General features: G+C 69.0%; 23 protein-coding genes and 4 pseudogenes. 6 read left to right on the plus strand and 21 right to left on the minus strand.

What is annotated here, in order from left to right; all coding sequences use genetic code 11:
- Window positions 1–4: 4 nt before the first annotated feature.
- The 5 genes from CLM62_RS50365 to CLM62_RS33880 all read right to left on the minus strand — a co-directional run bounded on the left by CLM62_RS50365 (window position 5) and on the right by CLM62_RS33880 (window position 5,465).
- The gene (locus tag CLM62_RS50365) at window positions 5–2,455 is read right to left on the minus strand and encodes a hypothetical protein (RefSeq protein WP_179382347.1); all 2,451 of its coding nucleotides are present in this window, start codon (window positions 2,453–2,455) and stop codon (window positions 5–7) included.
- A 158-nt stretch (window positions 2,456–2,613) separates the two neighbouring features.
- Window positions 2,614–3,030, minus strand: a complete 417-nt coding sequence (locus CLM62_RS33865; RefSeq protein WP_095753713.1) for a DUF6113 family protein — start codon at window positions 3,028–3,030, stop codon at window positions 2,614–2,616.
- Window positions 3,030–3,971 carry an N-acetyl-1-D-myo-inositol-2-amino-2-deoxy-alpha-D-glucopyranoside deacetylase gene (mshB, locus tag CLM62_RS33870; protein WP_095753714.1) on the minus strand — a complete coding sequence of 314 codons (942 nt, stop codon included), beginning with the start codon at window positions 3,969–3,971 and terminating at the stop codon, window positions 3,030–3,032. The genes CLM62_RS33865 and mshB overlap by 1 nt, the downstream gene beginning before the upstream one ends.
- A 49-nt stretch (window positions 3,972–4,020) precedes the next feature.
- Window positions 4,021–5,190, minus strand: a complete 1,170-nt coding sequence (locus CLM62_RS33875; protein WP_095753715.1) for a hypothetical protein — start codon at window positions 5,188–5,190, stop codon at window positions 4,021–4,023.
- 80 nt (window positions 5,191–5,270) lie between these two features.
- Complete coding sequence (locus CLM62_RS33880) at window positions 5,271–5,465, minus strand: hypothetical protein (RefSeq protein WP_095753716.1); 195 nt, start codon at window positions 5,463–5,465, stop codon at window positions 5,271–5,273.
- 186 nt (window positions 5,466–5,651) lie between these two features.
- Here CLM62_RS33880 and CLM62_RS33885 point away from each other — a divergent pair, with 186 nt between their 5' ends.
- The gene (locus CLM62_RS33885; protein WP_095753717.1) at window positions 5,652–7,769 is read left to right on the plus strand and encodes a S9 family peptidase; all 2,118 of its coding nucleotides are present in this window, start codon (window positions 5,652–5,654) and stop codon (window positions 7,767–7,769) included.
- A gap of 150 nt (window positions 7,770–7,919) precedes the next feature.
- On the opposite strand, the gene CLM62_RS33890 is transcribed toward CLM62_RS33885, so the two are convergent.
- Genes CLM62_RS33890 through CLM62_RS33910 form a run of 5 tightly spaced genes read right to left on the minus strand, consistent with a single transcriptional unit; the run spans window position 7,920 to window position 13,465 of the window.
- On the minus strand, window positions 7,920–8,969 hold the full coding sequence (locus tag CLM62_RS33890) for an ABC transporter ATP-binding protein (RefSeq protein WP_095753718.1): 1,050 nt from the start codon (window positions 8,967–8,969) through the stop codon (window positions 7,920–7,922).
- Entirely contained in the window at window positions 8,962–9,936 is a 975-nt protein-coding gene (locus CLM62_RS33895; RefSeq protein ID WP_095753719.1) for an ABC transporter ATP-binding protein, read from the minus strand. The genes CLM62_RS33890 and CLM62_RS33895 overlap by 8 nt, the downstream gene beginning before the upstream one ends.
- Window positions 9,937–9,945: 9 nt before the next feature.
- On the minus strand, window positions 9,946–10,917 hold the full coding sequence (locus CLM62_RS33900) for an ABC transporter permease (protein WP_095753720.1): 972 nt from the start codon (window positions 10,915–10,917) through the stop codon (window positions 9,946–9,948).
- Window positions 10,910–11,833: an ABC transporter permease gene (locus CLM62_RS33905; protein ID WP_095753721.1), complete on the minus strand. Its 924-nt coding sequence runs from the start codon at window positions 11,831–11,833 to the stop codon at window positions 10,910–10,912. The genes CLM62_RS33900 and CLM62_RS33905 overlap by 8 nt, the downstream gene beginning before the upstream one ends.
- 6 nt (window positions 11,834–11,839) lie before the next feature.
- Window positions 11,840–13,465: an ABC transporter substrate-binding protein gene (locus tag CLM62_RS33910; protein WP_095753722.1), complete on the minus strand. Its 1,626-nt coding sequence runs from the start codon at window positions 13,463–13,465 to the stop codon at window positions 11,840–11,842.
- A gap of 410 nt (window positions 13,466–13,875) precedes the next feature.
- Here CLM62_RS33910 and CLM62_RS33915 point away from each other — a divergent pair, with 410 nt between their 5' ends.
- From CLM62_RS33915 to CLM62_RS33930, 4 genes and pseudogenes are all read left to right on the plus strand, one after another.
- Window positions 13,876–14,520, plus strand: coding sequence for a helix-turn-helix transcriptional regulator (locus tag CLM62_RS33915; RefSeq protein ID WP_095753723.1), 645 nt, complete (start codon window positions 13,876–13,878; stop codon window positions 14,518–14,520).
- Window positions 14,517–15,860 (plus strand): MFS transporter, encoded by a 1,344-nt coding sequence (locus CLM62_RS33920; RefSeq protein ID WP_257004240.1) that lies wholly within the window; start codon window positions 14,517–14,519, stop codon window positions 15,858–15,860. Before CLM62_RS33915 ends, CLM62_RS33920 begins: the two co-directional genes overlap by 4 nt.
- Window positions 15,851–15,967: pseudogene (locus CLM62_RS52140) on the plus strand (ASCH domain-containing protein); the annotation flags it as partial. The gene CLM62_RS33920 and the pseudogene CLM62_RS52140, both read left to right, overlap by 10 nt.
- Window positions 15,968–15,990: 23 nt before the next feature.
- Window positions 15,991–16,443, plus strand: coding sequence for a VOC family protein (locus CLM62_RS33930; RefSeq protein ID WP_095753724.1), 453 nt, complete (start codon window positions 15,991–15,993; stop codon window positions 16,441–16,443).
- Window positions 16,444–16,811: 368 nt separating this feature from the next.
- Here CLM62_RS33930 and CLM62_RS33935 read toward each other — a convergent pair.
- Window positions 16,812–17,042, minus strand: a pseudogene (locus CLM62_RS33935) (peptide ABC transporter ATP-binding protein); the annotation flags it as partial.
- Window positions 17,043–17,058: 16 nt separating this feature from the next.
- On the opposite strand from CLM62_RS33935, the pseudogene CLM62_RS52145 reads away from it, so the two are divergent.
- Window positions 17,059–17,241, plus strand: a pseudogene (locus tag CLM62_RS52145) (ABC transporter ATP-binding protein); the annotation flags it as partial.
- Here CLM62_RS52145 and CLM62_RS33945 read toward each other — a convergent pair.
- From CLM62_RS33945 to CLM62_RS33985, 10 genes and pseudogenes are all read right to left on the minus strand, one after another.
- Window positions 17,231–17,641 carry a VOC family protein gene (locus CLM62_RS33945; RefSeq protein ID WP_095753725.1) on the minus strand — a complete coding sequence of 137 codons (411 nt, stop codon included), beginning with the start codon at window positions 17,639–17,641 and terminating at the stop codon, window positions 17,231–17,233. The pseudogene CLM62_RS52145 and the gene CLM62_RS33945 overlap by 11 nt on opposite strands.
- A gap of 13 nt (window positions 17,642–17,654) precedes the next feature.
- On the minus strand, window positions 17,655–17,855 hold the full coding sequence (locus tag CLM62_RS33950) for a DUF397 domain-containing protein (protein ID WP_095753726.1): 201 nt from the start codon (window positions 17,853–17,855) through the stop codon (window positions 17,655–17,657).
- A 10-nt stretch (window positions 17,856–17,865) separates the two neighbouring features.
- Window positions 17,866–18,090: a Scr1 family TA system antitoxin-like transcriptional regulator gene (locus CLM62_RS33955; protein WP_095753727.1), complete on the minus strand. Its 225-nt coding sequence runs from the start codon at window positions 18,088–18,090 to the stop codon at window positions 17,866–17,868.
- Between the two features lie 97 nt (window positions 18,091–18,187).
- Window positions 18,188–18,601 (minus strand): cytidine deaminase, encoded by a 414-nt coding sequence (locus tag CLM62_RS33960; protein WP_095753728.1) that lies wholly within the window; start codon window positions 18,599–18,601, stop codon window positions 18,188–18,190.
- A gap of 21 nt (window positions 18,602–18,622) precedes the next feature.
- Window positions 18,623–18,727, minus strand: a pseudogene (locus CLM62_RS52785) (transposase); the annotation flags it as partial.
- Window positions 18,728–18,869: 142 nt separating this feature from the next.
- Window positions 18,870–20,018: an ABC transporter ATP-binding protein gene (locus tag CLM62_RS33965; protein WP_095753729.1), complete on the minus strand. Its 1,149-nt coding sequence runs from the start codon at window positions 20,016–20,018 to the stop codon at window positions 18,870–18,872.
- On the minus strand, window positions 20,011–21,060 hold the full coding sequence (locus tag CLM62_RS33970) for an ABC transporter ATP-binding protein (protein ID WP_095753730.1): 1,050 nt from the start codon (window positions 21,058–21,060) through the stop codon (window positions 20,011–20,013). Before CLM62_RS33970 ends, CLM62_RS33965 begins: the two co-directional genes overlap by 8 nt.
- An 11-nt stretch (window positions 21,061–21,071) precedes the next feature.
- Entirely contained in the window at window positions 21,072–22,022 is a 951-nt protein-coding gene (locus tag CLM62_RS33975) for an ABC transporter permease (protein WP_095753731.1), read from the minus strand.
- On the minus strand, window positions 22,015–22,947 hold the full coding sequence (locus CLM62_RS33980; RefSeq protein WP_095753732.1) for an ABC transporter permease: 933 nt from the start codon (window positions 22,945–22,947) through the stop codon (window positions 22,015–22,017). The genes CLM62_RS33975 and CLM62_RS33980 overlap by 8 nt, the downstream gene beginning before the upstream one ends.
- Window positions 22,948–23,087: 140 nt before the next feature.
- Entirely contained in the window at window positions 23,088–24,713 is a 1,626-nt protein-coding gene (locus CLM62_RS33985; RefSeq protein WP_095753733.1) for an ABC transporter substrate-binding protein, read from the minus strand.
- Window positions 24,714–25,267 lie beyond the last annotated feature (554 nt).

Below are 25,267 nucleotides of genomic sequence, written 5' to 3' on the forward strand. Positions count from 1 at the left end.
GGGTTCAGCTCGGGTTCGTGTCGATGACGGCGTCCCGGTCGCTCGTGCTCAGCAGAGCCTGGCGCAGGGCGACGTAGACGTCCTGGGGAGTGACGGCCGTCTTCTTGCCGTTGCCCCGGGTGATCAGCACGCCGTCGAAGGTCTGGCCGTAGAGCTCCTTGAGCGCGTTCAGGTCGGGGCTGTCGACCAGCTTGCCGTTCACGGCCTTCACCTTGAGGAACTTCCACAGGGAGTTCTGCGGGCTGAACTCGATGAAGCGGGTGGCGTCCGTCCTCACGATGACGTTGGCCGACATCGCGGGCTTCGCGAAGGCCTCCATCTCCCGGTCGACCTCGGCGTTCTTGACCGTCGGCTCCTTGGTGGTCGTCGGGAGCGACACCGCGGAGGCCGTGCCGGTCTCCACCTGGGTGCGGTACGCCTCTTCGACCGCCTCGGTCGACTTGGCGACGTCGACGCTCTTGCCCGCCTTGCCGTACACGGCGACGGCCTTGCCCGGCTCGAACTTGATCGTGCCGTCGGTCGCCGAGCCGGTGCCGCCGGCGGCGTCCTGCAGGGCGGCGTGCAGCTTCTCCTCGTCGACCGGCATGACCGGCTCGACGACCCGGTGCTGGCCGAACAGCGAGCCGATCACGGAGACCGGGTTGTAGTCGCTCTTCGCGGCCGTGCTGACCGTGGACGTCATGTCGAACTGGAGCCCGGCCTGGTCCGGCTTGAGCGTGACGGTCTTGCCGTCCACGGCCAGCTTCAGTTCTTTGTTCACCCGGCCGTCGAAGGCCTTGTTGAGCTTCTCGACGGCGTCGTCACGGGTGCCGCCGCCGATGTCGACGCCGAGCACGGTGGTGCCCTTGGGCACGTCGGAGCTGTTCATCAGCAGCCCGGCTCCGTAGGCACCGGCGGCGACGACGATCACTGCGCCGGTGAGCAGCCCCAGCTTGCTGCGCCCCTTCTTCTTGGGCTTCTTGGGCGCGGAGGCCGCGGACGCGTTCTGCGCACCCGGCTCGGGCAGTTTCGGGGCCGTGTGCGGCACAGGTCCGTCGGTGTGGGCGCCCGGCGGGAAGGCCGAGTTCCGGTCGGACGGGACCACGGGGATACCGCTGGTGACGGTGTGCCCGGAGATGTTGCCGGAGGCACCGCCGTAGCCGGGGGTGCCGGGCTCGGGGGCCGGCTTCTGCGGGGTGAGGATCGCGGTGTCGTCACTCATGCCGCCGCCGGGGCCACGGCCGGTGAGGGCGCCGGGGCCAGGGCCGGGGGGTGTGCCCGGGCCGCCGGGGCCGCCGGGACCTCCTGGGTGTCCCTGAGCGCCGGAGGGGCCACCGGGACCACCAGGTCCGCCGAGACCGCCCGGTACGCCAGGTCCGCCCAGGCTGTCGGAGCCGCTGCCCATGGGCGGCACCAGAAGGCCGTCGCCGGTGACCGGGCCGCTGGTCGGGCCTGCGGGGCCCTGCGGGCCACCGGGGCCGCCGGAGCCGTTGGGCCCGTTGAAGCCGCTGGGGCCACTGGGGCCGCCCTGGCCGCCGTAACCGCCCTGGCCGTTCTGAGCGCCGACACCCTGGCCGCCGTAACCGCTCTGGCCGCCTTGGGGACCGTAACCACCCTCACCGGTCTGGCCGCCCGGGCCGCCGAATCCGTTCTGGTCGCCGCCGTACCCGTTCTGATTGCTCTGGGCGTTCTGCGCACCCGGGACGCCGTTGCCGTTCTCCGCGAAGTACGGCAGGTCGTCGCGGCGCGGCTCGCCGGGGCGGGAGCCGTTGCCCCGGGGGCCCGCGGCCAGCGCCTCGGTGACGTCGAAGGAGCCGGTGCCGCCGCCGTGCCCGGGGGCCACGGGGCCGCCGGTGGCTCCAGGGAGCCCGGAACCGTTCGTGCCGCCGGGACGGGAGCCGCCCGACACGTTCATGGAACCGACGACGCCACCCGGACGAGCCCCACCGGGACGCGCACCGGTCGGCGCACCTGGACTGGCACCAGAACCGGCCCCCGTACCGGAACCGGCCCCGGACGCACCCGAACCACCCGGCAGCCCGGCCCCGTTGGTGGAGCCGCCGCCCTGACCGCCCTTGGCGGGCCCGGACTTGCGGGGTGCGAACCAGTCGCTGGTCTTCTCGTCGGCCGACGGCGCGGGCTCGGCGGGGGGCGGCTCGACGGTGCCCGCGGACGCGGCGGCGCCCGGCGCCGATGCCTCGGCGTCCGCGCCGCTGTCGTCGGCGGCCTCGGCCGCCTCCCCGACGGGCTTGCGCACGACGACCGGCGGAATGGGCCGTGATCCGGGGATGTTGATCCGGATACGGGTCGTCAGCGTGGTCTCGGTCTTGCGTTCCTCCGGCCGCGCGGCCGAACGGCCCGCGTCCGGACTGCCGTCGGAAGCCGTGGGCGTCCCGTACGGCGGCGTGCCCGAGGGGTATGCGGCTCCGCCGCGCCCGTTGGGCCCGGAGGACGGACTGTCAGTTTCACGACTCAAGGCAGGTTCTCCCGGTTGGCTCCGCCGCCCGCGTTACGACCTCTCTCGGGCGACTCGGCGGCGCGCACCACCATACTGGCCACGTCTGGCGCGTATCCCACGACCGCTGGGGAAACCATCACGGGACTCGCACGGACTCGGTGCGGCGAAGTGGTACGTCACTTGCCAAGTCGGACGCCGTCGCCGTCCGGTTGCCGCCCCCGGCCGAGGGTGGCGCAGATCACAGCCACAGCCATGCCGCCGAGCAGGAAGAGATAGGAGCCGCCTTGCGCGGCGAAGACGAAATCCCCTTCCGGTCGGCTGGCGGTGAGCAGGATGACCGCGATCATCCAGCCACTGGCGGGCGCGACGGCCCCGCCCCGGCTGCCGGCCGCCCGCGCTCCGCCCAGGCAGAGTCCGGCCTCACCGGCGAGCGCGAGCAGCAGTCCGCCCGGGAACCAGCCGCTCTGCACCAGCGCCCCGGCGATGCCGACGATCGCGCCGAGCACGAAGAGTCCCAGGTAGGCGGCGGCCCGCCCGAGGGAGGGGCGTCGCAACGGCTGGGCCATCATCGAAGAACGGTCTGCCGGCTTCATCACGACTCCCCGGTTCCGGCGGCTCCGGCGATCCCGGCGGCTCCGGCGATTCCGGCGGCTCCGGCGATTCCGGCGGCTCCGGCGATCCCGGCGATCCCGGCGAACAGATCGCTCTCCCGAGAGCCGGAGGCCGCCCGCTCCCCGCGCACCAACTCGTAGTACTCGGTGGTGAAGACGGGCTGCGCGAGCTCGTTGGAGAGCACGAAGTACGGCTCGGCCACCGTGATCTGGGTGGCGTGCGCGCGCATCGCGGCGGCCTTGGCGGCGGCGTGCGCGGTGCCGTCGATCTCGGTGGTGATGACCTCGTCGTCGACCACGCCCGGTACGTCGTCGAGGACGGCGGCCTTGGTGAAGGGCAGGCCGGGCAGGTCCCGCTGAAGCCCCGCGAAGGCCTCTTCGGCGACGGAGCGGGGTACGCGGTTCCAGTAGACCTTGGCGATCTCCCACCCGGCTTCGGCGGCCAGCTCTGCCGCGCGCATGGCCACCCGATGGGCCTGGATGTGGTCGGGGTGCCCGTAGCCACCGTTCGGGTCGTAGGTGACGAGTACCTGGGGCCGCACCTCGAGGATCACCTCGACGAGATACCGGGCGGCCTCATCGACGTCGGCCTGCCAGAAACAAGCCGGCTCGTCATTGTCGGGGAGGCCCATCATCCCGGAGTCCTGGTAGCGCCCGGGCCCGCCGAGCCGACGGAAGTCCTCCACCCCGAGCGCGCGCATGGCGGCGGTGAGCTCGCGCAGCCGGTGCTCGCCGAGGGCGGCGCCGGTCAGATGCGCGAGCTCGGGCGGAATGACCTCGCCGCGCTCGCCGAGGGTGCAGGTGACCAGGGTCACCCGGGCGCCCTCGGCCGCGTACTTGGCCATGGTCGCGCCGTTGTTGATCGACTCGTCGTCCGGGTGCGCGTGCACCAGCAGCAGACGCCGGGCGGGCAGTTCCGTCATGGGCCCACCCTACGAGGCCCTGGCCCCGCGGTCTGCGCCGGAGGCCTGGTCAGACCCGGGACACCGCCCCACAGCCCTCCTCGGGGTCCACGTCGATCTCCTGGCTCCGGTCGTACGGGTCGGTCGTCGGCCCGCTCGGGGGTGCGCCCGTCGGCTCGGTGGTCGAGAACTCGGGATGCAGATAGCCGTCGTACACATCGCAGGCCGAGTTGCCGATCTCCTGGTCGTGGCGCAGGACGGTGATCTTCCCCGGGGTGACCTGGTACTTGGTCGGGTCGGAGAGTTCGACGTCGAGCACGCGGCGCACGATCGTGCGGGTGACCTCGGTGGAACCGTCGGTCCGGACGACCGGGTAGACGAAGGTGTAGTCCGCGTGCACGGCGACGGAGGCGTGCTCGCCGGCCTTGAACGTCATGCGTCCGCGGGTCTTGACCACGTCACCGACCAGGCGGGTCTCGGCGGGGTCGAGGCGGCTGAACATCGTCAGCGGGTCGTGCTTCTCGTCCGGCGTGCGCAGCGCGGTGTTCAGGAAGCCGAGCAGGTCCGTCTGCCGGGGTTCGATCACGCCCAGCGCCGTCTCGGGGCGCTCGCCGCGCAGCGTGGCCGGGTCGAGGTTCGCGTCGACCAGCAGCTTCCTGGTCTGCCGCAGAGCCTGTTCGACCTGTGCCTCGGACAGCGTGCCGACCGGTGTCGCCTTCGGCAGGACGATGCCGGCCTCGCCGTCGGCCCATCTCAGCGCCGGGGAACCGGCGAACGGCCTGTCCAGCGTGGGGGTTTCGGGATCCGCGGCCGAGGGCGGGGCGGTCGGGGCCGCGGTCTCCGCGGGGAGCTGCGATGTCGCGGCCGTCTCCGAGCCGCCCGTACCGAAGGGGTCGCCGGGCAGCAGCGACGGCTTCAGGGCGACGACGACCACGGCGATCGTGACGGGCACGCCGATGATCGCCCACAGGCGCCGACGCCTCGCCGCACGCCCTTCTCGCTCCTGCCAGGCCGGCCCGGTGCGCCATCCCTCGGGCACCTCGCCCCGCGCCTCCTGCTGCCGCAGCCGCTCGGTGACCATGCGGGCCCGCGCGGACGGCTCCTTCGGAGCGGAGCCGGATATCCCGCGCTCGCTGTCCCGGACGAACTTCTCCCAGGCCTCGTCGGGAATGGAAGAGGAGTGCCCCTCCCCCGGATCCCCCGGACTGGGTCTCGGCTCTTCGGACGGTCTGTCGGCCACGCGCCATGCGCCTTCCGTGCGTCGGACTTCGGGACGCAGAGCCTATGACAGCCCTGATCCGCCACGGAGCCGAAACCGGATCAGAACTTGATGCTGCCGATCATGCCCGCGATGTTCGTCGTCAGCTCGCTGATCGTCGGGGCGACCGTCGAGGAGGCGAGATAGAAGCCGAGGAGGATGCACACGACCGCGTGCCCGCCCTTCAGCCCTGACTTCTTGATCAGAAGGAAGACGATGATCGCCAGCAGCACCACCGCCGAAATCGAGAGTGCCACGGCGGCTCACCTCCAAAGATCCCAGGGACGTGGGGGTCGGACGGGTCGGAACTATGGGGGCAGATAAATCCACACAGCAGCCAGCGGGTTGATACCCACCATGCGCCAATGATCATAACTATCCATACGCGCGCATCGATCGGCGCACTGCCGCACAAGGGGGCGCATGGCCAATATGGTCATGGCATGACCACCGAGCCTGACTCCTTTCCCCGTCGGCACGCCCGTACCCAGCGCTTCACGCTGGGCGCGCCGCGCGCGTTCAGCGTGGCGCCGGACGGTTCCCGTGTCGTCTTCCTGCGTTCGAGCTCCGGCACGGACCGGGCCAACGCGCTGTGGGTGCTCGATCTGACGGAGGGCGGGGAGCGCGTGGCCGCCGACCCGCGCGCTCTCCTGGGCGGCGCCGCGGAGCACCTCTCGCCGGAGGAACGGGCACGGCGTGAACGCAGTCGCGAGGGCGGCGCCGGCATCGTCGGCTACGCCACCGACACGGCCGTGGAGTTGGCCTCTTTCGCCTTGTCAGGGCGGCTGTTCGCGGCGGAGCTGCGGGCCGGTACGGCGCGTGAACTGCCCGTTCCCGGGCCGGTGATCGACCCCCGCCCCTCCCCCGACGGACGGCACCTCGCGTACGTCGCGCAGGGCGCCCTGCGGGTCGTGGGCGCCGAGGGCGAGGACGACCGGGCGCTCGCCGAGCCGGACGCGGAGCACGTCACGTACGGTCTGGCCGAGTTCATCGCAGCGGAGGAGATGGGCCGGTCACGGGGCTTCTGGTGGTCGCCGGAGTCGGACCGGCTGCTGGTGGCGCGCGTGGACGACACGCCGGTGCGGCGCTGGTGGATCTCCGAACCGGCCCACCCCGAGCGTGAGCCACAACACGTCCCGTATCCGGCGGCGGGCACCGGCAACGCGGACGTACGGCTGTTCGTGATCGGCCTGGACGGGGTACGCACGGAGGTTGTCTGGGACCGGGCACGCTATCCGTATCTGGCGCGTGTGCACTGGTCAGCGGCGGGTGCGCCGCTGCTGCTCGTACAAGCGCGCGACCAGCACAGTCAGCTGTTCCTCGCGGTGGATCCGGAGACGGGCGCGACCCGGATGGTGCATGCGGACGAAGATCCAATTTGGCTGGAACTTTTCCCCGGGGTGCCGTGCTGGAGCCCCTCCGGGCGGCTGGTCCGCATCGCCGACGAGGGCGGGGCGCGGGTGCTCGCGGTCGGCGAACGGCCGCTGACGGGAGCCCAGTTGCACGTCCGTGCGGTACTGGACGTCTCCGACGACGACGTGCTGGTCTCGGCGTCGGCGGGCGCGGACGCCGAGACTCCGGAGACCGGCGAGGTGCACGTCTACCGGGTCAACGAACTCGGCATGGAGCGCGTCTCGCTGGAGCCCGGCGTGCACTCGGCGGTACGCGCCGGGGGCGTGACGGTACTGGTGTCCGCGACGCTCGACCGGCCGGGCGCCCGGGCTCAGGTGCTGCGCGACGGAAAACGAGCGGCGACCGTCACCTCGTACGCCGAAGATCCCGGTATGTCCCCGCGCGTGACCCTCACCGAGGGGGGCGCACGCCGAATCCCGTGCGCCGTGCTTATGCCTACGGACTACCACGATGACACTCCCCTTCCCGTCCTCCTGGACCCGTACGGCGGTCCGCACGGCCCACGGGTGGTCGCCGCGCACAACGCGCACCTCACCTCGCAGTGGTTCGCCGACCAGGGTTTCGCGGTGGTTGTCGCCGACGGACGCGGCACCCCCGGCCGCTCCCCCGCCTGGGAGAAGGCGATCCACCACGACCTCACGGTCTCCCTGGACGACCAGATCGACGCGCTCCAGGACCTCGCGAAGTCGCACCCCCTCGACCTGACCCGGGTGGCGATCCGCGGCTGGTCCTACGGCGGCTGGCTGGCCGGCCTCGCGGTGCTGCGCCGCCCGGACGTCTTCCACGCGGGCATCGCGGGCGCCCCGGTCACGGACTGGCGGCTGTACGACACCCACTACACCGAGCGGTACCTGGGCGACCCGGCCGCGCACCCGGAGGCGTACGCGAAGAGTTCGCTCATCACCGACGAGGGGCTCTCCTCCCCCGCCGAGCCGCACCGCCCGCTGCTGATCGTGCACGGCACGGCCGACGACAATGTGGTGTTCGCGCACGCCTTGCGACTGTCCTCCGCCCTGCTGGCCGCCGGCCGCCCGCACGAGGTGCTGCCGCTGTCCGGGGTGACGCACATGACCCCGCAGGAACAGGTCGCGGAGAATCTGTTGCTGCTCCAGGTGGACTTTCTGAAGCGCGCACTCCAGCTGACGTAGGTACGGCAACGGACCGGGGCGACATGGCGCGCCCCGGTCCGTTTACGGCACCCGCACGGCCGTACGTTGTTCAGACTGACGCGTCCGTATATCGGGATCGGGTCGGCTGAGTTGCCTGCGTGTTAACGCAATTGGTGGGCATTTGTGCGGCTATGCCGCGCCGCTTTCGTGCTCTTCCGCCGGCACTGTCTGCGCGTCTTCCGCGAAGTGGCACGCCGAGGCATGCGCCGCCGGCCCGCCATCCAGCCGGAACTCGGCGGGCACCGCCAGCGCCGGCACCTCCCGCGCGCACCGCTCCCGGGCCTTCCAGCAGCGGGTGCGGAAGCGGCAGCCGGAGGGGATGTTCGTCGGGGACGGGACGTCGCCCGCGAGGATGATGCGTTCGCGGTGTTCGCGGGCCTCCGGGTCGGGCACGGGGACCGCGGAGAGCAGGGCCTGGGTGTAGGGGTGCGTCGGATGGTCGTAGATCTCGGTGTCCGTGCCGATCTCCACGATCCGTCCGAGGTACATGACCCCGACCCGGTCCGAGATGTGCCGGACGACCGACAGGTCGTGCGCGATGAAGACGCACGAGAGGTCGAACTCGCTCTGCAGGCGCGCCATCAGGTTGATGACCTGCGCCTGCACCGACACGTCCAGAGCCGACACCGGCTCGTCCGCGACGATCACCTCCGGGCGCAGCGCCAAACCCCGTGCGATGCCGATGCGTTGGCGCTGGCCGCCGGAGAACTGGTGCGGGTAGCGGTTGATGTACTCCGGGTTCAGGCCTACGACGTCCAGCAGTTCCTGCACCTTGCGACGCCGGTCGCCCTTCGGGGCCGCCTCGGGGTGGATCTCGAAGGGCTCGCCGATGATGTCGCCCACCGTCATACGGGGGTTGAGCGAGGTGTACGGGTCCTGGAACACCATCTGGATGTTGCGGCGTACGGCCTTCAGGGCGCGGCCGGACAGCTTGGTGATGTCCTGGCCCTTGTAGAAGATCTCGCCGGCCGTCGCCCGCTCCAGGTTCATCAGCAGCTTCGCCACGGTGGACTTGCCGCAGCCGGACTCGCCCACGATGCCCAGGGTCTCGCCCTGGTGCAACGCGAAGTCGACGCCGTCGACCGCCTTCACCGCGCCGACCTGCTTCTTGAAGAGGACGCCCGTGGCGAGCGGGTAGTGCTTGTACAGCCCACTCACCTCCAGAATCGGCTCAGCCATACAGGCACTCCCTCCAGAAGTGGCAGGCGCTCCCCCGGTCCTCGGACACGTCGTAGAGCGGCGGTTCGTCGGTCCGGCACACGTCCCGGGCCGTCGGGCAGCGGGGGTTGAAGGAGCAACCGGGCGGGATGTTCATGAGGTTGGGGGGCAGGCCCTTGATGGCGTAGAGCTCCTGGCCCTTCTGGTCGAGCCGGGGGATCGAATCCAGCAGGCCGCGCGTGTACGGATGGGCCGGCGCCTTGTAGATGTCGTACACCGGCGCCGACTCCACGATCCGGCCCGCGTACATGACCGCGATCCGGTCCGCCACGTCCGCGACCACGCCCAGGTCGTGGGTGATCAGGATCAGCCCCATGTCGTACTCGCGCTGCAACTCGGCGAGCAGGTCCATGACCTGGGCCTGGACGGTCACGTCCAGGGCGGTCGTCGGCTCGTCGGCGATGATCAGTGCGGGTTCCAGCGCGAGCGCCATCGCGATCATGATGCGCTGGCGCATACCTCCCGAGAACTGGTGCGGGTAGTCCCTCACCCGTTCCTTGGCCGCGGGGATCCGGACGCGGTCCATGAGCTCCACGGCCTTCGCGCGCGCGTCCTTCTTCGACATGCCCCGGTGGACGACGAACATCTCGCCGAGCTGGTCCCCGACGCTCAGCACGGGGTTCAGCGAGGACAGCGCGTCCTGGAAGATCATCGCCATCTCGGCGCCCCGGACCTTCCGCCGTTCCTCCTCCTTCAGTTTCAGCAGGTCCTTGCCCTGGAAGAGGATCTCGCCGCCGGTGATCCGCCCGGGCGGCATGTCGAGGATCCCCATCACCGCCTGTGCCGTCACCGACTTGCCGGAGCCGGACTCGCCGAGCACGGCGAGGGTCTCGCCCTCGTCCACCGCGTAGCTGACGCCGTTGACGGCCTTGGCGACCCCGTCCCGGGTACGGAACTCCACATGCAGGTCACGCACTTCGAGCAGCATGGCGGCGGCTCACCTCAGCTTCGGATCGAGGGCGTCGCGCACCGCGTCGCCGAGCATGATGAACGCGAGCACGGTGAGCGCAAGCGCCCCGGCCGGCCAGAGCAGCATGTGGGGGGCCTGCCGGACGTAGGGGGACGCGGAGGAGATGTCGATCCCCCAGCTGACAGTCGGCGGCTTCAGCCCGACACCGAGGTACGACAGGGTCGCCTCCAGCGCGATGTACGTACCGAGCGCGATGGTCGCCACGACGATGACGGGCGCGACCGCGTTGGGCGTGATGTGGCGGAGCATCAGGCGGGAGTTGGAGGCGCCCAGCGCCCGGGCGGCCTGCACGTAGTCGTTCTGCTTGGCGGTGATGACGGATCCGCGGGCGATGCGGGAGATCTGCGGCCAGCCGAGCAGCACCATGAACCCGACGACCGGCCAGATGGTGCTGCTGGTGACGACCGACAGCAGCACCAGTCCGCCGAGCACGACCGGGATCGCGAAGAAGACGTCGGTGATCCGGGACAGGATCGCGTCCCAGATCCCGCCGAAGAACCCGGCGAGCCCGCCGAGCACCGAGCCCAGGATCGCCACGCCGAGCGTGGCGCAGACGCCGACCGTGACGGACGTACGGGCGCCGTGGACCGTGCGGGTGTAGACGTCACAGCCCTGGCCGTCGAAGCCGAAGGGGTGGCCGGGCTGCGAGCCCTCCCGGGCCTTGGCGAGGTCGCATTTGAGGGGGCTTCCGGAGGCGATCAGGGACGGCCAGAGGGAGATGACGACGAGGAAGAGGATGACCAGGCCGGAGACGAGGAAGACAGGGTTGCGGCGCAGGTCGTGCCAGGCGTCGGACCAGAGGCTGCGGGCCGGTCCGCCGGAGGCGGACGGCGGATGCTGTTCGAGCGTCGCCCCCTCGGAGGTCGCGAGGTCCATCGCGCCGCCCATGCCCGTCCCGGCGATGGCTCCCTCGGGCTCGTAGGGCTGCTGCTCAGGCATAACGGATCCTGGGGTCGAGGACGGCGTACAGGAGGTCGACGAGCAGGTTGGCGACCAGGAACACCAGGACGAGGACCGTCACGAAGCCGACGACGGTTTGGGTGTTCTGGCGGAGAATCCCCTGGTAGAGCTGATAGCCGACGCCGTGGATGTTGAAGATGCGCTCGGTGACGATCGCTCCGCCCATCAGGGCGCCGATGTCGGTGCCGATGAAGGTGACCACGGGGATGAGTGAGTTGCGCAGGAGGTGGCGGGTGATGACCCGTCGGCGCGGCAGCCCCTTGGCCACCGCCGTACGGACGTAGTCGGAGCGCCGGTTTTCCGCGATCGACGTGCGGGTCAGCCGGGTCACATAGGCGAGCGAGACCGAGGCGAGGACCAGGCCGGGCACGATCAGCTCGTCGAACGTGGCGTCCGTCGACACCGACGGTTTGATCCAGCCCCACTCGACGCCGAGGAGCAGTTGGAGCAGCAGGCCGGTGACGAAGGTGGGGACGGAGATCACGACGAGAGTCGCCATCAGGACCGAGGTGTCGACGGGGCGCCCGCGCCTCAGCCCCGTGACCACGCCCAGCGTGACGCCGATGACGATCTCGAAGAGGATCGCCACGATCGTCAGCCGGATGGTGACGGGAAACGCCGTCGACATCAGCTCGGTGACCTCCTGGCCGTTGAACGCGGTGCCGAAGTCGCCGGTGAAGACGTTGCCCATGTAGGTCAGGTATTGCTGCCAGACCGGCTTGTCGAGGCCGAACTCCCGCTTGAGCCGGCCGGCCGTCGCCGGGTCGCACTGCCGCTCGCCGCACAGGCCCGCGACGGGGTCGCCCATCACGTTCACCATGAGGAAGATCAGGAGGGTGGACCCGGTGAAGACCGGGATCATCTGGAGCAGCCGCCGGGCGACGTACCGTCCCACGGGGCCTCAGCCGACCTTGATCTGGTCGTACACCGGGACGCTGAAGGGGTTGAGCTTCACGTCGGACAGCCGCTCCGAGTAGCCGGCGCTGCCGTTCTGGTACCAGAGTGGGATGGCGCCCATGTTGTCCCTGAGGACCTCCTCGGCCTGCTGGAACTTCTCCACCGCCTCGCTCCTGTCGGTCTCGGCGTTGGCCTCGTCGACCAGCTTGTCGAACTTCTTGTTGGTCCACTTGCCGTCGTTGGACGAGGCGTTGGTGTAGTAGAGCGGCTGGACGAAGTTCTGGATCAGCGGGTAGTCCATCTGCCAGCCGGCGCGGAACGGGCCGGGCATCTTCTGGTCGCCCATCCGGCTACGGAAGTCGGCGAAGGTGCCGATCGGGTTGCCGACGCAGGCCCTGTCCTGGCCGAGGGCGTTGTTGATGGAGTGGCAGACCGCGTCGACCCACTCCCGGTGGGAGCCGGTGTCCGCGTTGTACGTGATCTTGAGCTGCCCGCCGGGCAGCCCGCCGCCCTCCTCGATCAGCTTCTTGGCCGCGGCGGGGTCGTACTCACAGGCGTCCCCGCACAGGCCTGCCTTGTAGCCGCCGTCCTCGCCGAGGACCGGGGAGGTCCAGTCGGTGGCGGGGGTGCGGGTCTTCTGGAAGATGGTGTTCGTGATCTGCTCGCGGTTGATCGCCCGGGACAGGCCGGTGCGGACCTTCTCCATGCCGGGCTTGTTCCAGGCCTTGTCGTAGAACGGGAAGGCGAGAGTCTGGATGATGCCGGCCGGGGTGCTGATGTACCGGTCGCCGAGGTCGCTGTGGACGTTCCTCAGCTGGGAGGCGGGGATGTCGTCGGCGAGATCGAGGTGGCCGGCCATCAGGTCGGTGTAGGCGGTGTTGTTGTCGGTGTAGACCTTCAGGTCCACGCCGCCGTTTCGCGCCTTGTCCTCGCCGGGGTAGGCGTCCCACGCCCGCAGGGACATCTGCGAGCCCTTGGTGTACGACTCGACGGTGTACGGCCCGTTGCCGATCGGCCTCCGCACCCAGGCGTCGTGGTCGTCGAAGAAGGCGCGCGGCAGCGGGGCGAAGGCGTTGTAGCCGAGGGTGTCCGGGAAGCTGGAGAACTTCTGGGCGAGCCTGACGGTGAAGGTCCTGTCGCCGGTGACCTTCAGGCCGGAGAGCGTGTCGGCGCTCTGCTTGCCGCCGTCCTCCGGGTGGACCTTGTCGTAGCCCTCGATGTACCCGAAGAAGTAGGCGTTCTTCTGCTTGTTCCTCAGACTCGCCCCGTAGTTCCAGGCGTCGACGAAGGACCTGGCGGTGACGGGCTCCCCGTTGCTGAACGTCCAGCCGTCCTTGACGGTGATGGTGAAGTTCCGCGAGTCCGAGGTCTCGATCCGCTCGGCCAGCATGTCCTCGGCCTCGCCGGTCTCCGGGTCGTACCGCTTCAGGCCCCGGAAGATCATGTCGAGGACCTTGCCGCCCTGCACGTCATTGGTGTTGGCCGGCTCCAGCGGGTTCTGCGGGTCCCCCCAGGAGGAACTGAGCACCGCACCGGTGTCGCTGCCACCGGCGCAGCCCCCGCAGGCCGTCGCCACGAGGGCTGCCGCCGCAGCGCAGACGGCCCATCTGGCGTGCGTGGCTCCGCGCATGGAGTCCCTCCTCTTGCCGGTCCGTTACCGGCCAATATCCGGTCAACCAGCGCGAAGCGCACACGCACCGGACCTTTAGGAGGGATCTGCCATCCGGATGCACGCGTCCGAACGGGGTGCTGACACGGACGATCCGCACGGCGTCAGTGGATCTTCACCTGGAGACCGCCTCCTTCCGGCGTCACGGGAAGGCGGGGAACGAACGACGCCGAGCTGGGCGTGCGGTCACAGCCGTCGCCTGATCGGCCCCCAGCTCAAACGTCACCGACCACATCAACTTGCTCGGCCGGCATGCCCTCACACGGCCTCTGGCGCCGGACCTGCGCCCACAGGTCTCCGACCAGTTCTCCAAAAGAAATTCTGCAAAAATATCTTTCCAAACTCTCTGCTTGGCTCTAACCTCCCGTCATATGGTCAGCGAAGAGCAGAAACGCGTACTCGATCCCGAGCAGGACACGGCAGCCCTGAAGGCCCTCACGCACCCTCTGCGTATCCGGCTGCTCGGGATGCTGCGGCAGGACGGCCCGGCCACTGCGAGTGAACTCGCGGTCAGGACCGGGGAGTCATCCGCTTCGACCAGTTATCACCTGCGGGTGCTGGCGAAGTACGCGTTCGTCGCCGAGGCCGAGCACCGTGACGGGCGGGAGCGTCGCTGGCAGGCGGTGCACTCCGTGACCTCCTGGAGCAACAAGGCCATGGAAGCCTCGCCGGGAAGCCGCGCCTGGGTCAGCTTGTCGCGAAGGCGTCAGATCGAGCACCTGGAGGCATCTCTGGTCCGGCACGAGGCCGACATCGCCGCCGGGCGGCTGGGCCAGGAGTGGGTGGAGCCGTCCGGGATCAGCGACCTGATGCCACGTCTGACCCCCGAGTCGCTCACCGAACTCTGGGAGGTGCTCGAGCGGAAGCTGGAGGAACTGACCACCCGGGACGGGGGCGATCCGCGCGCCGCGCAGGTCGTACTCCTCACAGCCGGGCTGCCCCTGGCACCGCGCGACCCCGGCGCTGAACCGGACGCCTCTGCCCCAGCAGGGGCAGACGCCGAGGACGCGTCATGACCAGGAGGCTGGACTTACGCACCGCACGCCGACGCTACGTCACGGTCAGCGTTCTGTTCTGGCTGCCGCTGGGACTGAGCATCGCTCCTCTGATCCTGCTCTTCACCGAGCGCGGCATGGCCATGGCGGTCATCTCGGGCTTCTTCGCCGCGCACTCCCTCACCGCCGCCGCGCTGGAACTGCCCACCGGAGGACTGTCCGACGTCGTCGGACGCCGCTCGGTTCTGGCCGCCGCCGGCCTGCTGAACCTGACCGCCTTAACCCTCGTGGGCCTGAGCAGCACTCCCTTGCTGCTCGGACTCGGCATGGCCCTGATGGGCGCGGGCCGCGCCCTGTCCAGCGGACCGGCCGAAGCCTGGTACGTCGACACCGTCCAAGCGCACTCCGGCCCCGGCGCCGAACTGCGTACCGGCCTGGCCCGCGGCTCCTCCGCGATATCCGCAGCGCTCGCAACGGGCACACTGCTCGGCGGTGCCCTGCCCTGGCTGCTCGGACTCGGTCCTGACTACGGGACCCGACTGAGCGAGGCAACGTCCGAGCTTGTGTTGCCCCTCTCTGTCCCGCTACTGCTGGGTGCAGCGGTCGAGATCGCCTTCGTGCTGTACGCCTTGACCGCTCTTCACGAGCCGCCGCGGCCGACAGCCACCCTGCGCGACGTACTCCGAGACATCCCAGCCACAGTCTCGGGCGGACTGCGCCTGGGCGGACGCGACGCGCTGGTCCGCCGGGTCCTCCTGAGCGCGGGGGCCGCCGGCAGCGCCCTGGCCGCGATCGAACTGCTCACACCGGCCCGTGCCGCAGCCCTCACGGGCGCATCGGAATCGGGCGCGGTGCTCTTCGCCTCACTTGCCTGCGCCGGATTCATCTGCTCCGGTATCGGCAGCCACCTCGCGCCGCTCACCGCCCGGCTCGCGGGCAGCGGCGAGCGTGCGGTCATGGTGAGCCTCGGCACCAGCGCGGGCGGCCTGCTTCTGCTCGGCGCCACCGCAGCGTTCGCAGGAGTTGGCTCCATGGTCCTCGCGGCCACCGGCTACGGCCTGGTCTACCTCGGGCTCGGCGCGGCGGGGCCGAGCGAGAACGACCTTTTGCATCGCCGTGTCACAAGTTCGGGCCGGGCCACGGCGCTGTCCGTCCAGTCTCTCGCTCTGCAACTGGTGGCAGCTCTCACCGGCTTGATCGTTGGCGTCCTTCCGCCAGGCCCGCTGCCCTGGCTGGTGGGAGGCGCCGCATTGCTGGCAGGAGCTCTCCTGTGGGTTCACCGCAGCGGACCCACACCCCCGACGGCAACGCCTCAGTCACACGCCATGTCGACCCCGAGCCCCGACGGCTCATTGAAGTGACAGACGTACGCGTCCTCCCGCTGGCACAGGTGGGCCTCGACCATGCGCTGGACGAGGGCGAGGGCCACACCACCGTGGCTGAGTGGCGCGCGGACCACGAAAGGTTCAGAGCGCGCAGTACGGTCCTGCCATGGCAACCAGAATCGATCTGACCCTCGATTGTGCGGACGCGCAGCTCGTCGCGGGCTTCTGGAAGACGGCACTGGGATACGTCGACGAGCCGCCGCCGGCCCCTTACAGGACCCGCGAGGAGTGGCTCGCGCAGTTCGACCTCCCCGAAGACGACTCCGAGGACGACGGCGCCTGGCTCTGCGATCCCGACGGCGTCGGCCCCAGACTCTCCATTCTCAAGGTCCCCGAGCGGAAGACGGCGAAGAACCGACTCCACATCGACGTCCGGGTGCCGGGGCACGGCAGCGCCGACGAGCGGTGGGCGCGGATCCGGGGGGAGTCCGAGCGGCTCGTGAAGGCCGGCGGGAGCGTCCTGGAAGAGTTCGACGGGCACCACATCGTGATGGCCGACCCGGAGGGCAACGAGTTCTGCGTCGCCGCTGCCTCGGTCATGTCCCGGCGGGTGGTGTAGCGACCTGGACTGCGGAACTCCGGATGGTCGGCACGAGACCCACGACCGGGATCAAGGGGAAATTGCCAGATCTGTTCCACCCCCGCGAAGGAAAACACCAGGTGAGGTGGCCGTGCCGGTGGAACAGATCTGCCAATGACTGGGTGAGCGTCCGGGCCCCCGCGCAGATCGCGGTCGTGCCCTGGGGTGGTGGCCTCGTGCAGTCGCCCGGAGTCCGGCAGTCCGGACGGCTGCACCACACGGCGGACACGCGGCGGGACGCCACCGCTGCCTCGGTCCGATGATGACCGGGTGCTGGGCCGCTCCCCCGGAGCGCACGGTTCCCGGCACCTCGGAGGGTGCCGGGAACCGGTAGGGGGTGCCAGGACTCAGACCGCGTGCACGACGTACTTTCCCTCGGCGAAGTGGCACGCCGACTCGTGCGCCACCGGGGTATCCGCGCCCTTGAAGGGCTCGGGGACCGCCCGGAGCGGCGTCTCCTCGGCGCACTTGTCCTGGGCCTTCCAGCAGCGGGTGCGGAAGCGGCAGCCGAAGGGCGGGGTGGCCGGGGAGGGCGCGTCGCTGGTGAGGATGATCCGCTCGCGGCCCTCACGGGCCTCTCCGCACTGATGGCGACCCCACGACCTGGGCGTCCCCTCCGGCTGCCGCTTCCACGCCCGCCGCCAGATCCTGGCGAGCGGAGAGGCGGAACGGGCGGGCGTCGCGGAGGCGTGCCGGACCGAGGATCCGGAGGTGCTGAACGGAGGTGCGGAGGCGCAGGTGACCTGGCACTCAGCCCCGTCGCGGATCACTGCGTGACGGCGGCCACCAACTCCACCTCGAAGCTGTCCGTGTTCGCGAGGTAGGCGGCGTAGTGGCCCGGGCCGCCCGCGTGCGGGTACTGGTCCGCGAAGAGCGGGGTCCAGCCGTGGGCGGGGGCCTCGGCCGCCAGTGCGTCGACCTCATCGCGGCTTCCGGCGTGGAAGGCCAGGTGGTTGAGGCCGGGACGCAGACGGTCATGGTCGGTGGCAGTCAGAGCCGGTGACCGCTCCACGACGAGATACGCCGTCCCCTGACACCAGCTTCGGCCGTGCTGCCATTCCTGGTACGGGTCGTAGCCGAGCCGGGTGAGGAGCCAGCCCCACTCGCGGACCGCCCGGGGCAGGTCGGGGACCCACAGCTCGATGTGGTGGAGCGAACCCTTCGACCTCTCACCCAAGCACGACTGGGAATCAGCCCCGAGCAATGCCTGTCACACCCTCCGTGACAGTACGGAGTAGAGCCCCGAGGGCGGTGGCGGTCGTCTCAATGACGATGGTTGGCTCATCGCTCTCGCGCAGGTGAGCAAGGCCCGTGGAGTAGGTGGCGATTTCCACGCAGTTCGCCGCTCCGCCTTCGCTGAAGCTGGACTTCTGCCAGCTGAGCTCGGACATGCGCGCCTCTCTAGAGCAGGGGGTACAGGATCCGTTGCAGGAGACCGAGCGAATCCCTGGCTGCTTGCGCCTCCGGCGAGGCCGCCGGATCGACAGCAGGAAGTGCCGCCTCATTCAACCTAGTGAACCAGTCCTCGTACTTGGCGAGCGCCTCCGCATCGTCCAGGTAGAGGGACTTCTCAATGTGAGATACCACGACGGTTCCCAACTCCCGCACCTGCGGCTCGATCAGCATTCGACCTCCTTTGAGTACGAAGGGCTGAGCCAGTGCCGCATCAGACAACGTTCGCCCTGCTGTCGGCCAACGGTGCCAGCTCGCGCTGAGTGGCGGTTTACTCGGCGTCGAGCTGGTGGTCGGCCCAGACATAGCTTTCGGGGAGCAAGTCGGTGATGAGGACGGTTCGGACGCGGTCGTCTTCGCCGACGATGACCTTGAGTGCGGGGAAGTAGTCGAGAAGGACCTGACGGCACCGGCCGCATGGAGGGACAACCCCCCGGTCGCGGTCGCCCACGGCGACGATCGTGTCCAGCTCATAGGCACCCTGGGCGGCTGCCGCGCCGACGAGGACCAGCTCGGCGCAGGGGCCTCCAGTGAAGTGGTAGGCGTTCACCGCCGTGACGATCCGGCCGTCCTGAGCGCGGGCCGCAGCCGCCATGGTGTGGTTGTCGCCCCGGCAGCGAGTGCGCGCGACGTGCGCCGCGGCCCGGATGAGTTCGTGGTCGACATGGTGGCTCTGCGTGGTCATCTTCTCTGCCTTCGTCAGGTGTCAGGCGACGTTGACCCGAGTGACGAGGGCGCGCAAGCGAATACCGGCAGTGCGCTTGTTCCGCCAGATGATGTAGCGGCGGACCATGCTGCCCTGTTTGCGGTACTGGGTACCGACTGCGGCGGGCGAGGCTCGCTCGCCGACGGCCTCTCTGCGTCCTCACGCACTGGGCTGAGGACCAGGACCGCATGCGGGACGCCTGGAGCCGGGACTCGCGGCGCCCCGCGACACGTGCGGCCGTACGGGATCAGGCCGCGTGCACGACGTCCTTCTCCTCGGCGAAGTGGCACGCCGACTCGTGTGCCGCCGGGGTGTCCGCGCCTTTGAAGCGCTCGGGGACCGCCAGCAGCGGCGTCTCCTCGGCGCACTTGTCCTCGGCCTTCCAGCAGCGGGTGCGGAAGCGGCAGCCGGAGGGCGGGTTGGCCGGGGACGGCACGTCGCCGGTGAGGATGATCCGCTCGCGGCCCTCACGGGCCTCCGGGTCCGGGACGGGGACCGCCGACAGCAGCGCCTGGGTGTAGGGGTGCGTCGGGTGGTCGTAGATCTGCTCGTCGGTGCCGATCTCGGCCATCCGCCCGAGGTACATGACCCCGACCCGGTCCGAGATGTGCCGGACGATCGACAGGTCGTGCGCGATGAAGATGTAGGACAGGTTGAACTCGTCCTGCAGGCGCTCCATCAGGTTGATGACCTGCGCCTGGACGGACACGTCCAACGCCGACACCGGCTCGTCGCAGATGATGATCTCCGGGTTGAGCGCGAGACCGCGCGCGATGCCGATGCGCTGGCGCTGGCCGCCGGAGAACTGGTGCGGGTAGCGGTTGATGTACTCCGGGTTCAGGCCTACGACGTCCAGCAGTTCCTGCACCTTGCGACGCCGGTCGCCCTTCGGGGCCGCCTCAGGGTGGATCTCGAAGGGCTCGCCGATGATGTCGCCCACCGTCATACGGGGGTTGAGCGAGGTGTACGGGTCCTGGAACACCATCTGGATGTTGCGGCGTACGGCCTTCAGGGCGCGGCCGGACAGCTTGGTGATGTCCTGGCCCTTGTAGAAGATCTCGCCGGCCGTCGCCCGCTCCAGGTTCATCAGCAGCTTCGCCACGGTGGACTTGCCGCAGCCGGACTCGCCCACGATGCCCAGGGTCTCGCCCTGGTACAGGTCGAAGGAGACACCGTCGACGGCTTTGACGGCGCCGATCTGTCGCCTGAACAGGATGCCCTGGGTGAGCGGGAAGTGCTTCACCAGGTCGCGCACCTGGAGAATCGGCTCGCCCCGCTCGACGGGCGCCTCGATCGCGGCGACCGCCTCCGTCTCGGAGCGGGCGTCCACGACTTCGACGTCGGAGACGTTCGGCGTGGCGTCCTGCGGCTCGTCGTTCTTGCTGAGCTCAGCCATGGATCGTCTCCTTCCAGAAGTGGCACGCCGAGGCGCGGCCGACCAGCTCGGTGCCGTCCTGCTCGGTGACCCCGAACAGCTCCGGGATGTCCGTACGGCAGATGTCCTGGGCCTTGGGGCAGCGCGGGTTGAAGGCGCAACCCGTCGGAATATGCAGCAGGTTGGGCGGCAGGCCCTTGATCGCGTACAGCTCCTGGCCCTTCTGGTCCAGGCGCGGGATCGAGTCCAGCAGACCCCGCGTGTACGGGTGCGCCGGACGCTTGTACAGCTCGTGGACCGGGGCGCGCTCCACGATCCGGCCCGCGTACATCACCGCGATCTTGTCCGCGACGTCGGCGACCACGCCGAGGTCGTGGGTGATCAGGATGAGGCCCATGTGGTACTCGCGCTGCAGCTCCGAGAGCAGGTCCATGACCTGGGCCTGGACGGTCACGTCGAGGGCCGTGGTGGGCTCGTCGGCGATGATCAGGTCCGGTTCCAGGGCCAGCGCCATGGCGATCATGATGCGCTGGCGCATACCGCCGGAGAACTGGTGCGGGTAGTCGTTCACCCGGGCCGCGGCGGCCGGGATCTTCACCCGGTCCATCAGCTCGATCGCCTTGGCCTTGGCGTCCTTCTTGGACAGGCCCTGGTGGACGCGGAACATCTCGCCCAGCTGGTAGCCGACGCTGAGCACCGGGTTGAGCGAGCTGAGCGCGTCCTGGAAGATCATGGCGATCCGGCGGCCGCGGACCTTGCGGCGCTCCTCGCCGGACATCTTCAGCATGTCCTGGCCGCGGAAGAGGATCTCTCCCTGCGGGATCCGCGCGGGCGGCATGTCGAGGATGCCCATGACGGCCTGCGCGGTGACGGACTTGCCGGAGCCGGACTCGCCGAGCACGGCGAGCGTCTCGCCGGCGTTCACGCTGTAGTTGACACCGTTGACGGCCTTGATGACGCCTTCGCGGGTGCGGAACTCGACGTGCAGATCACGCACTTCGAGCAGAGGTCCGTCCTCGCCGTCGCGAGGCGAGGGCACGGCTACTTCTTCGATGATGGTCACGTACGCCTCCCTCAGCGCATCTTCGGGTCGAGGGCGTTGCGTACGGCCTCACCGAGCATGATGAACGCCAGCACCGTGATGCTGAGCATGATCGACGGATAGAGCATGATCCACTGTGCCACGCGGATCTGGTTGCCGCCGTCGGAGATGTCGTTGCCCCACGACACGCCACTGAGGCCGAGGCCCAGGAAGGACAGTGTCGCCTCGGCGGCGATGTAGACACCGAGCGAGATGGTGGCGACGACGATCACCGGGGCGAGGGTGTTCGGCAGGATGTGCCGCAACATGATCCGCGGGGTGCTCGCGCCCAGGGCCTTGGCGGCCTGGACGTAGTCGGACTGCTTGGTGGTGATGACCGCGCCGCGCATCACGCGGGAGATCTGCGTCCAGCCGAAGAAGCCCAGGGCGCCGATGACGACCCATGTCGTGCGTTCCGGGAAGGAGTTGAGCACGACCATGGTGCCGAGCAGGAACGGGATACCGAAGAACACGTCCGTCAGCCGCGACAGGATCGAGTCGACGACGCCGCCGAAGTATCCGGCGATCATGCCCACCAGGCTGCCCACGATCGTGACGAGGATGGTGGTGCCGAAACCGACGGCGATGGAGGCCCGGGTGCCGTAGATGAGGCGGGCGTACACGCTGCGGCCCTGCTGGTCGTAGCCGAGCCAGTCGGCCGAGCCGACGTCCCCCAGCTTGGGCTTCTGCAGGTAGTGCTTGGACAGGTCGCCAAGGATCGGTTCCGCGCTGGTGAACCAGCCGGGGAAGAAGGTGATCAGCAGCAGGAAGAAGATCAGCACGCTGGAGACGATGAAGATCCAGCTGCGCCGCAGGTCGGCCCAGGCGTCGCCCCACAGGCTGCGGGTCTTCTCGGCCTTGGGCACGGCGGGCGGCACCGCGGGGGTCCCGCCGACCGGGTCCATCGCGCCGGTCTTGACGTCGGTCTTGGTCACGTCAGGCATAGCGAATCCTCGGGTCAAGGACCGCGTAGAGCAGGTCGACGAGCAGGTTGGCGAGGAGGTAGACGAGAACGAGGATCGTCACCAGCCCGACCAGGGTGGTCCCCTCGCGGCGCACGAGGGACTCGTAGATCGTGCCGCCCACGCCCTGGATGTTGAACAGGCCCTCGGTGACGACGGCACCGCCCATCAGCGCACCGATGTCGGTGCCCAGGTACGTGATGACGGGGATCATCGAGTTGCGCATGAGGTGGACGCCCACTACACGGCTCTTGGGCAGCCCCTTGGCGATCGCGGTACGGATGTAGTCCGCGCGGCGGTTCTCAGCGATCGACGTACGGGTGAGCCGGGTCACATAGGCCAGTGACGCGGTCGCCAGAACGATGGCCGGCATCAGCAACTGGCCGTAGTTCGTGGAGTCCTGGACGTTCGACTCCACCCAACCCAGTTGGTCGGCGAAGACCAGCTTGGCGATGAAGCCGAGGACGAAGACCGGGACCGAGATGAACAGCAGCGTCATCACGAGGATCACGTTGTCGGTGAGCCGCCCGGCGCGCAGGCCCGCCACCACACCGAGGGCGATCCCCAGGACGAACTCGATGGCGAAGGCCAGGGAGGCGAGGCGCAGGGTCACCGGGAATGCCTCGCCCAGTACGTCCGTGACGGGACGGCCACTGGCGATCTGCGTACCGAAGTCGCCATGGAGGATCATGTCCTTCATGTAGTTCCAGTACTGCACCAGGATCGGGTCGTCCAGGCCGTACTCATGTCTCAGCGCCGCGATGACCTGCGGGCTGCCGGCCTTGTCGCCGAAGAGGCCGCGCACGGGGTCACCGGGCAGGGCGTAGACCATGAGAAAGATCAACAGGGTTGTCCCGATGAACACCGGGATCATCTGGAGCAGTCGTCGTGCGACGTAGCGCCCCATCGTGCCTCCATGTCAGTCACGGCGGCAGCCGACGGGCCCTTCCCTCGCGCATCACCTGAAGATGCGTGTGGAAAGGGCCCCCCGGCTGCTGCCGTTCCCCGGGCGGGGTCAGCCGCGCCCGGGACAACGGTCTGTTGCGGTTACTTCTTGACCTGAACGCCGGTCAGGATCGGGTCGCCGTCCTGGGCGAACTTCACGCCGCTGACCTTCTCCGAGTAGCCCGCGTTGACCTTGTAGTACCAGAGCGGAATGCTCGGCATGTACTCAGGCAGCTTCTTCTCGAGCTCCTGGTACAGCTTCTCCGACTCCTCCAGCGTCTTGGCGGCGTCGGCCTGCGTGATCAGAGTGTCGATCTCCTTGTTGGAGAAGCCACTGGTGTTGCCGGACGACTTGGTGCCGAACAGGTCGCGCAGGAAGTTGGCGTTGAACGGGTAGTCGAGCACCCAGCCGGAGCGGTACATCGACTTGACCTCATGCGCGTCACGCGCGTCGAGGTCGGCCTGGAAGTCGGCCTTCGAGTCACCGGTGCACGCCACGCCGGTGGCCTTGGTGATGGAGCCGCAGACCGCCTCCACCCACTCCTTGTGACCGCCGTCCGCGTTGAACTGGATGGAGATCTTATTGCCCGGAACGCCGCCGCCCTCCTTGATGAGCGCCTTGGCCTTGGCCGGGTCGTACGTGAAGATGTCGGTGCCCAGGGACGGCTGGTAGCCGAGGACGCCCTTGGCGACCCAGCCGGTGGCGGGCTCACGGGTGCCCTGGAGCACGGTCGTGGTGATGGTCTTGCGGTCGATCGCCATCGACAGGCCTTGCAGGACCTTCGGGTCGATGTCCTTCCACTGGTCGGTGTAGAAGGCCGGGGCGATCGTCTGGATCGCGGAGTAGGCCTGGTCCACGGCACGGTCGCCGAGGTCCGCCTTGTAGACGGGCAGGTCACGGGGCGCGATCTGGGTCAGAACGTCGACGTTGCCGGACTTCAGGTCCTCGTAGGCCGTCTCGGGGGTGGAGTAGTTCTTGAACGTCACGCCGCCGTTCTTGGCCGCGTTCGAGCCCTTGTAGTCGGCGTTCTTGGCGACCGTGATCGCCTTCTTGTGCTCCCAGCTGACGAACTTGTAGGGGCCGTTGCCGATCGGCTTCTCACCGGCGGCCGCGGGGTCCTTGTAGAAGGACTCGGGCAGCGGCGAGAAGACCTCGTAGCCCAGCTTGTAGACGAAGTACGGGATGGGCGTCGTCAGCGTGATGGTGAAGGTGTTGTCGTCGACGACCTTCAGGCCGGACATCTCGGTGGCCTTCGGCTTGCCCTTCTCGGGGGCGACGTCGGCGTAGCCCTGGATGTCCGAGAACCAGAAGCTGTTGGTCTGCTTGTTCGCGGGGGCGGCGGCCCAGTTCCAGGCCTTGACGTAGGACTCAGCGGTCACCGGGGTGCCGTCGTGGAACTTCCAGCCCGGCTTCAGCTTGACCGTGAAGGTCTTGTTGTCGGTGGAGTCGACGGACTCGGCGTTCATCATGACGATCTTGCCGCTCGAGTCATAGTCCACCAGACCGGTGAACAGTGACTTGATCACGATGCTGCCGTAGGACTCCATGGTGTTGGCCGGCTGCAGCGGGTTCTGCGGCTCACCGGACTCGACCGTAAACGTGCCGTTCGGGTCGATCGCAGCCTTGCTGTCGCCGCTGTCGCCGTCGTCGCTGCCGCCACAGGCGGTCGCGCCCAGCGCCACAACCGCGGCTATCGCGACCCACTTGGCGCTCTTGGCACCGCGCATGGGTTCCTCCTCATGAGTCCATTGGTTCACCGCAAGGGAGAGCACATGACACACAACCGCCACCTCACCGGTGTCGGAAAAGTCAGATGCCCCCCGGCGCTCGTGAGTCGGCGCGGTCTGCCGCGCATGACCCGTTGATCCGAGCTCTACGCGCCTAACTATCTGCCATGGGCCATGGCCGAACCACACCCCTAAGGTCTCGGTTCGATCACACCTGGCGCCTACTTCTTCCAAAATCCGGACAAACGGTTTGGCGAAAGATCCCTGCGAAACGGACTTGTTACACATCTATCGGGAGCGAGTGTCCGTATACCGGACACTCGAATGTTAAAAATAGATTGCGTGTACCGGGTTCGCCGGGCACAGTGCCTCCGGCACGACTGCGCGCTGTGCGCGCGAGCGCGGTACCACCTGCCGCTCCGTCAACGCTCCGTGATGACAAGGCCGCTCGGTGAACGAGAGCGCGCGTGCCGATTCCGGCACCGCGGATTCACGGCCCCATGCCCCACAGTTGGCGGACAAGCCACTCCAGCGCCAGGGTAGTGCGATCGGCA

Origin of the sequence: Streptomyces sp. SA15 (assembly GCF_002291145.1) — a bacterium.
In the GTDB taxonomy this organism is placed as follows: domain Bacteria; phylum Actinomycetota; class Actinomycetes; order Streptomycetales; family Streptomycetaceae; genus Streptomyces.

What these genes read in the sequence shown, in the direction of transcription:
- CLM62_RS33890 (WP_095753718.1), bottom strand. Translation starts at nt 8,969, where the DNA reads ATGGCTGAGCCGATTCTGGAGGTGAGTGGGCTGTACAAGCACTACCCG.
- CLM62_RS33930 (WP_095753724.1), top strand. Translation starts at nt 15,991, where the DNA reads ATGGCAACCAGAATCGATCTGACCCTCGATTGTGCGGACGCGCAGCTC.
- mshB (WP_095753714.1), bottom strand. Translation starts at nt 3,971, where the DNA reads ATGACGGAACTGCCCGCCCGGCGTCTGCTGCTGGTGCACGCGCACCCG.
- CLM62_RS33955 (WP_095753727.1), bottom strand. Translation starts at nt 18,090, where the DNA reads ATGCTGATCGAGCCGCAGGTGCGGGAGTTGGGAACCGTCGTGGTATCT.
- CLM62_RS33980 (WP_095753732.1), bottom strand. Translation starts at nt 22,947, where the DNA reads ATGGGGCGCTACGTCGCACGACGACTGCTCCAGATGATCCCGGTGTTC.
- CLM62_RS33975 (WP_095753731.1), bottom strand. Translation starts at nt 22,022, where the DNA reads ATGCCTGACGTGACCAAGACCGACGTCAAGACCGGCGCGATGGACCCG.
- CLM62_RS33895 (WP_095753719.1), bottom strand. Translation starts at nt 9,936, where the DNA reads ATGCTGCTCGAAGTGCGTGACCTGCATGTGGAGTTCCGTACCCGGGAC.
- CLM62_RS33915 (WP_095753723.1), top strand. Translation starts at nt 13,876, where the DNA reads ATGGTCAGCGAAGAGCAGAAACGCGTACTCGATCCCGAGCAGGACACG.
- CLM62_RS33920 (WP_257004240.1), top strand. Translation starts at nt 14,517, where the DNA reads ATGACCAGGAGGCTGGACTTACGCACCGCACGCCGACGCTACGTCACG.
- CLM62_RS33865 (WP_095753713.1), bottom strand. Translation starts at nt 3,030, where the DNA reads ATGAAGCCGGCAGACCGTTCTTCGATGATGGCCCAGCCGTTGCGACGC.
- CLM62_RS33950 (WP_095753726.1), bottom strand. Translation starts at nt 17,855, where the DNA reads ATGTCCGAGCTCAGCTGGCAGAAGTCCAGCTTCAGCGAAGGCGGAGCG.
- CLM62_RS33900 (WP_095753720.1), bottom strand. Translation starts at nt 10,917, where the DNA reads ATGCCTGAGCAGCAGCCCTACGAGCCCGAGGGAGCCATCGCCGGGACG.
- CLM62_RS33960 (WP_095753728.1), bottom strand. Translation starts at nt 18,601, where the DNA reads ATGACCACGCAGAGCCACCATGTCGACCACGAACTCATCCGGGCCGCG.
- CLM62_RS33965 (WP_095753729.1), bottom strand. Translation starts at nt 20,018, where the DNA reads ATGGCTGAGCTCAGCAAGAACGACGAGCCGCAGGACGCCACGCCGAAC.
- CLM62_RS33885 (WP_095753717.1), top strand. Translation starts at nt 5,652, where the DNA reads ATGACCACCGAGCCTGACTCCTTTCCCCGTCGGCACGCCCGTACCCAG.
- CLM62_RS33910 (WP_095753722.1), bottom strand. Translation starts at nt 13,465, where the DNA reads ATGCGCGGAGCCACGCACGCCAGATGGGCCGTCTGCGCTGCGGCGGCA.
- CLM62_RS33985 (WP_095753733.1), bottom strand. Translation starts at nt 24,713, where the DNA reads ATGCGCGGTGCCAAGAGCGCCAAGTGGGTCGCGATAGCCGCGGTTGTG.